The sequence below is a fragment of the Microcoleus sp. AR_TQ3_B6 genome (assembly GCF_036702785.1).
GTDB lineage: Bacteria > Cyanobacteriota > Cyanobacteriia > Cyanobacteriales > Microcoleaceae > Microcoleus.
The window spans coordinates 1-7,256 of sequence record NZ_JAUBVJ010000163.1 but is presented as its reverse complement, the minus strand read 5'-3'; the positions used below and the strand labels follow the sequence as shown (position 1 = coordinate 7,256).

At 47.6% G+C, this 7,256-nt stretch carries 1 protein-coding gene and 1 pseudogene; one reads left to right on the top strand and one right to left on the bottom strand.

The window, feature by feature from the left end; all coding sequences use genetic code 11:
* A pseudogene (locus QUB56_RS35805) lies at positions 1–368 on the top strand (IS4 family transposase); the annotation flags it as partial.
* A gap of 239 nt (positions 369–607) precedes the next feature.
* Here the strand turns inward: QUB56_RS35805 and QUB56_RS35800 are convergent.
* Positions 608–7,237, bottom strand: a complete 6,630-nt coding sequence (locus QUB56_RS35800) for an amino acid adenylation domain-containing protein (protein WP_332961113.1) — start codon at positions 7,235–7,237, stop codon at positions 608–610.
* Positions 7,238–7,256: the final 19 nt, after the last annotated feature.

Genomic DNA, 7,256 nt, shown 5'->3' with positions numbered 1-7,256 from the left:
GGATGGGCATTGAAGAAATGTTTCGAGATTGTAAAACAGGCGGCTACGATCTTGAAGGAACTAGCTTAAAAGGAGACGGACTTATTAACATGATTTTGCTCATGACGCTCGCCTACTGTTCGGGAATATTTCAAGGCACTGAAATGACAAAAAAGCAGGTACAAAAATATGTATCTCGCCGCAAAGAACCTAAAAAAAGATATCGAAGACGGAGTAGATTTGGTGTTGGTTTAGATGGAGAAAAGTGGGTTAATTATCTCGAACAATATTCTGACGAGGTAGAACAGTTAATGAAGTTAACTCCAAATAAACGCCGCTTTTATCAACAAGGTATGCGGGCAGCAGCCCTTATACAGTCTATCTCGTAGGCTTTTTTGTCACCCCCCAGGATAATTTCAAAAATACTATGCAAATTGTTTTTGATGAATATTTGCCCAAATGGAATGATCGAGCCGTACCCCAACCTGAGTAATTCATTAAGTTATTTATTTTTCATTCCTAAGTGAACCGTATTGGGTTATAAACTTTCCCGCCGACTTACTTACTGCGATTGCTGTGTCAGTTACGTAAGTACCCATCTTGTCTGAATGTGATATCCCTGCGAATCTTAGTTATCGCAAACAAACGGGTTTGAACACAGGGGCGGAATGTGGGCTAAATCATCCCCCTGCACACGATCTATGCAATCCCTCAATTTTTCAGCCAGCCCCTGTACGTGGGGTTCTTGTAACATACTAAAGCTATCGCCTGGAACATCATGGATCTCCAATCCTCCAGGAGCCAGTTCGCTCCATCCCAAATCAGGGTTTATAAAGCCCATGTTCTCGATAGGGCGGAAGAGGGTCACTCGCTCCGGGTAAACCTGCTTCGGTGCGAATACCCACTCGGTATTTCCCTCCTCTTTTTTCTTTCGATAAGTGAAGCTTTGGGAAGCTTGAGGCAAAGGAAGCCCCATACGCTCGTAAAACTCCCAGCAAATACTCATTAGCCGGTTCTTAACTTCCACTAGCCTCCTCTTGCTTAAGAAGTAGGCAGGACCAATTCGTAAAAAGTTATTCCAGTGCACCAAAACCCGCTCTTTGACAGGTATTATTTTGATGGCTTCGCCATCTTTTAAAGTATCTAACAAGGCTAGCAGAGCTACCTTTTGACCTTGCGCTTGGAGCTGCTGGGCCATCTCATAGGCTATTCGGCCTCCGCAATATATACCTGCTAAAAGATAAGGGCCTTCTGGTTGGATGCTTCGCATTTCTTTGATATAGTAAGCCACAACATCCTCAATCTTATTCACAGAAACTTCATCCATAATCCCTACTGCTAGCCCATAAATGGGTTGTTCAGGATCTAGATGACGGGCCAAAGAGCGACAGAACTTTAGACCCTCGCCAAGTACATGGATAAAGAACAAAGGCGGATTAGAACCTCCGGGTTGAATTACCACTAGCGTTTGGCAAGGTGCTGACCATCCTTTTTGGCGGAGAATGTTAGCCAGTTGCTCAATGGTTGGAAATTGGAAGAGAGTGGACAAAGGGAGATTTTTCCCGAAGGTTTTCTCAATTTGTGCCAATAGGCGCACGGCTAGTAGAGAGTGTCCCCCCAACTCAAAGAAATTGTCGTGAATACCCACCGAGTCAAGCCTGAGAACTTCGCTCCAGATGTTAGCCAGCACTTCCTCAAAAAGGGTAAGAGGCGGGGCAAAAGTTTCTTCCACTGACCTTATCCCGTCTGGCATTGGCAGAGCCCGACGATCCACCTTATCGTTGGGTGTTAGCGGCAGTGCTTCCAGTCGCACAAATGCAGAAGGTACCATGTGGTCGGGCAGTTTCTGCTTTAGGTAGCGACGTAGTTCACTGGTGGAAAATACTTGCTCCTGGCTCGGAACCACATAGGCCACTAGGCGTTTGTCATGAAGGTCGTACTCTTGGCCTATAACTACGGCATCCTGGACAGCGCGGTTTTGCCTCAGCACTGCCTCAATCTCGCCCAGCTCGATGCGAAAGCCACGAATTTTAACTTGGTGATCGATGCGGCCTAAAAATTCGATATTGCCATCAGGTAGGTAGCGGACTAAGTCGCCAGTTTTATAAAGACGAGAACCCGAGTCGTTACTAAAGGGATTGAGAATAAAGCGATCGGCAGTTAGTTCGGGTCGGTTGAGGTAGCCCCGTGTTACACCAACACCGCCAATGTATAACTCTCCGGGAACACCGATCGGGACAAGCTGTTTTTGGGCATCTAGAATATAGACCTGGGTGTTGGGAAGGGGCCGACCGATGGGCGGTGCCTCTTTACTATCAGTACATTCGACCATGGTGGTACAGACAGTGCATTCTGTCGGCCCATAACCGTTAAAGAACCGACGACCTGCTGACCATTTAGCTACGAGTTCGCGGGAGCAGGCTTCTCCGGCGGCTATTACTGTCCGCAACGCTGGTAGTTCATTTGCGGGCAGTACCGCTAGCACTGATGGTAGTAGGGCAACAGTCGTGATCTCAAAGTCACGTAATAGCTGAATTAAACTTGGTCCAGGTAGCATAGAGTCCCGGGTTCCCATTACCATGGTCGCTCCCGACAGCAAGGCCATGACAAGCTCTGTGACTGAACCATCAAAGCTCAAAGAGCAAAACTGGAGGACACGACTGTTCGGTTGCACATCGGATATCTGGATCAGTGCTGTAGCCAGGTTGCTTACCCCAGAGTGCGCAACTAGAACACCCTTGGGCTTCCCTGTAGACCCCGAAGTGTAAATCACATAAGCCAGGTTCTCAGGGGTGAAGCTGCATTCAGGGTTCTCCTTACTCTGTCGCTCAATGATTTCCCAGTCTGTGTCTAAGCAAACGATACATCCTTGATGTTTGGGAATAGATTCGACCAACCGTGCTTGAGTCAGCAGCACTCCTACTTGGGAATCTTCTAGCATGAAAGCCAAACGTTCGGGGGGATAAGCCGGGTCTAGCGGTACATAAGCTCCACCAGCTTTGAGAATGCCCAGCAGGCCTACTACCATTTCTAGCGATCGCTCTACACAAATTCCCACTAAAACTTCGGGTCCCACGCCCAGAGTTCTCAAGTGATGTGCCAGACAGTTCGCCCGTTGGTTAAGCTCTCGGTAGGTCAACTTTTTATCTTCAAAAAGCACCGCTTCGGAATCAGGCGTAAGCTCCACTTGTTCTTCAAACAACTGGTGGATACATTTATCAGAGGGATACTCTTTTGTGGTGTTGTTCCAATCTACTAATAGCTGGTGCCGCTCTTGCTCTGTGAGGAGAGGCAAAGAGGAAACCTTCTGTTGAGGATTAGCTACAATAGCCTCTAGTAAAGTCTGGAAATGTCCGGCCATGCGAGCGATAGTGGCCCGATCAAAAAGGTCAGCATTGTATTCCCATACTCCTGCCAATCCATCAGCAGTATTCTCCATTGATAGAGTCAAATCCAACTTGGCTGTGCCGATTTCTACCGAATACGAGCTTACCGTTAACTCAGGCAGTTTCACAGAAGGCACTAAAGCGTCGTCGAGGACAAACATCGCTTGAAATAGCGGCGTATAGCTTAAGTCTCGTGTTGGTTGCAATGTTTGTACCAACTGCTCGAAGGGCAGGTCTTGATGCGTGTAAGCTTGCAGCGCGACTTCCCTGACGGAGCCAAGTAACTCCTCAAAACTGGGGTCGCCACCGAGGTTGGTTCGCAGCACTAAAGTATTGACAAAAAAGCCAATTAACCCTTCAATTTCCCGTCGGTTGCGACCAGCTACAGGCGTACCCACTACGATGTCATCGTCACCTGATAAGCGGTACAGTAATGTCTGAAACACTGCTACAAGGGTCATAAACAGAGTGACTCCCGATCGCTTGCTCAGAGCAGTAATTTCTGCGCTCAACTCCTTGTCAAAGGCTGTATAGTAATATCCTCCGGGGAAGGTTTGAATAGCTTTTCGCGGTCGGTCTGTCGGCAATTGTAATAAATTCGGAGCGTTCTTGAGTTGTTCCGTCCAGTAGTGAAGCTGGGTTTTCAATACCTCTCCAGATAACCACTGTCGCTGCCAAACCGCAAAGTCGGCATATTGTACTGGCAACAGAGGTAAAACAGGAGGCGCTCCTGTGCAGAATGCTTTGTAAAGTTCTGTTAGTTCCCTCACGAATATGCCCAGCGACCAACCATCAGAAATAATGTGGTGCATGGTGATCACTAAGATGTACTCTGTTTCACCTAACTGTAGCGCCGTACCTCGGACTAAAGGATCTCGCTCCAGGTTAAAAGGTCGATTCGCTTCTTCAAAAGCCAATCGTTGCGCCTCGATTTCTCGCGAACTTTCTGTTAGATAAAGCAAGTCCACAACAAGCAGTTTCAAATTCAAAGTTGAAGCGATAATCTGAACGGGTTGACCTTCTTGTGTTGTGAAATTTGTGCGTAAGGCTTCATGCCGCTGGATAATTTCGTTGATGCTGGATTCTAGAGCCGCTATATTGAGCTGACCGCTAAGACGCAAAGCAAGAGGGATGTTGTAAAATGCACTGAGAGGCTGTAACTTGTCGAGGAACCACAACCTAGCTTGAGCAAAGGATAATGGGATGGACTCTAACCTGGGAATTGGTAGAAGAGGCTCTGCTTCTTGTGATTGTCCGTTCTTGAGCTCTAATTCAACCCGCGAGGCTAATTCGGCAATCGTGGGAGCTTCAAACAAACTGCGGAGCGGTAATTCGACTGCCAAGGTATCCCGCACCCTTGAAATCACTTGAGTGGCTAATAAGGAATGTCCGCCCAGTTCAAAGAAGTTGTGGTGAACGCCCACAACTTCAATTCTCAGGACATCTGCCCAAATGCTGGTTAGCATCTCTTCAATAGGAGTTCTTGGGGCTAGTAAGGACTGTTGGAGTTCGGGTTGAAATTCTGGTGCCGGTAGGGCGCGGCGGTCTACCTTGCCGTTGGGGGTTAGTGGCAGGGCATCCAACACCACGAACACTCCTGGGATCATGTAATCGGGCAGTTTTTGCTTGAGAAAACCTCGCAATTCGCTCGTGGCGATCGCATAGGAATGGTTAGGTACAATGTAGGCGGCTAGATATTTTTGATCGGGAACATCTTCTCGCGCTATAACCGCAGTTTCTCGCACGCCGGGGTACTCCGCGATCGCTGCTTCAATTTCTCCAAGTTCAATACGGAAGCCACGAATCTTTACCTGGTTGTCGATGCGACCGAGGTACTCGATGTTACCATCACTGAGATAGCGTGCCTCATCACCTGTTTTGTAGAGGCGCGAACCTGGTTGATCGTTGAAGGGGTTAGGGATAAATTTTTCAGATGTCAAATCGGGACGGTTGAGGTATCCCCCTGCCAGACCATGACCACCGATGTATAGTTCGCCAGCAACTCCTACACCAACAGGTTGGAGATAGCGGTCTAGAATGTAGATTTGTGTATTAGTTATGGGACGACCGATGATTGGCTTAGAACCTGCCATTCTCACCGAGCAAACGGTGGCATCTACGGTACATTCCGTTGGACCGTAAACATTATAGAAATTAATGTTCTCCGTTTTTCGCAGTGCAAGCCAAGTCGATTCATCAATCTTTTCTCCTCCAACCAGCACAGCTTTAGGCGCTGACTTGGATGCCAGCAGTCCTGCTGCAATCAGCACTCCCAGCTGCGATGGCGTACAGTCAAATACATCAATTTTGTGCTTTTGCAGGAAGGATAACAAGGCATTCCCCTCAAATCTAGTTGCTTCCGGTACAATTTCAAGGGTGTGACCATAAAGGAGCTGGATAATCTGTTTTACAGAAGTATCAAATGATAAAGACCCATTCACACTAACTCGAAGTTGAGACTCCTGGTAATGGACATAAATAGCTTGATGAAGACCCGTACCAAGATTTAAAACGGAGCGATGCTCAATTGTGATTCCTTTTGGCTTGCCTGTTGAGCCGGAAGTGTAGATGACATAAGCTAAGTTAGTTGCTTGCACATTACTGAGTGGATTCTCTTCACTCATCTGTTCAATTACGCCCCAGTCAGCATCCAAGCGAACTACACGCGCTGTATGTTCGGGCAATTGGGCTACCAACTTTTCGGACGTTAACACCACTGAGACTTGTGAATCTAACAACATATAGGATAAGCGGTCTTTGGGGTACGCTGGGTCTAAGGGTACATATGCACCACCCGCTTTGAGGATGCCAAGCAATCCCACTACCATTTCTAACGATCGCTCTACACAGAGCCCCACCAGTACCTCTGCACCCACACCCAAATTCCCAAGGTGGTGCGCTAACTGATTAGCTCGTTGATTCAGCTCTTTATAGGTAAGTTGCTCATCCTCAAAGACTACTGCCACCGCATCAGGTGTCTGCTCCACAATCGCCTCAAATAACTGATGGATACACTTATCCTTGGGGTAATCTGCCTGAGTATCATTCCAATCCACCAGAATTTTGTGACGCTCAGGATCAGATAGCAAGGGAATTTGGGCAACGCAACGGGCAGGGTCGGTGACAATACCTTGCAAAAAAATAGCAAACTGATCTTGCATCCTGGCAATGCTGTCACCATCAAACGCCGAGGTGTTATAGAACCAAAAGCATTTTTTCCCATCTGAGGCAATAACTAGAGTCAGCTCATTTCCAGGCTCTGCTTGGTAGCTATCGAGCTTTTCTACCCGCTCTACGACCACCGGAAACATTTCCTCACAATCAGTCTGCGACAATGAACGAAGAGCCGGATACCGAGGCACGACATCACGCCCATAAGTCAAGTGAAGTTTGGTTAACTCCACCTGTTGTCTCAAAGCTTCAAAAACTTCCTCAAAACTTTGCTCGTACCCTATATTGACGCGACAAGGAACATGGGAGGCAAAAAGGTTTTCCAGTCCTACCATCTCCTGCTGTAACTTGACATCTCTAAATCCGATATCAAAACATTCAGTTCCTCCGATACGAGCCAGATAAGTGGTAAAAGCAGCTTCCAGAAATTCGCCCAGGTTCCATGCTGGATGGCGTTTTTCCAGAAAGGTAGCGATCTCTAGTGAGATGGGTATCTCTACACTCGCGTACTGCTTCGACTTTAAGTGCGATACAGTCCTCTGTGCATAGGGAATCGTGATGGGCTGCAACGTCCTCAGTCTCTCTACCCAGAAAGCCTCGTGCTTAGCAATTAACGCATCAAACCTCTCAATGCGCCTCACCCGCTCCGGCTCGATGTCTTTAAACTGATACCCAACATGCAGTCCAAATCTCGCGACCAAATCAGGAATCGGTAGCACT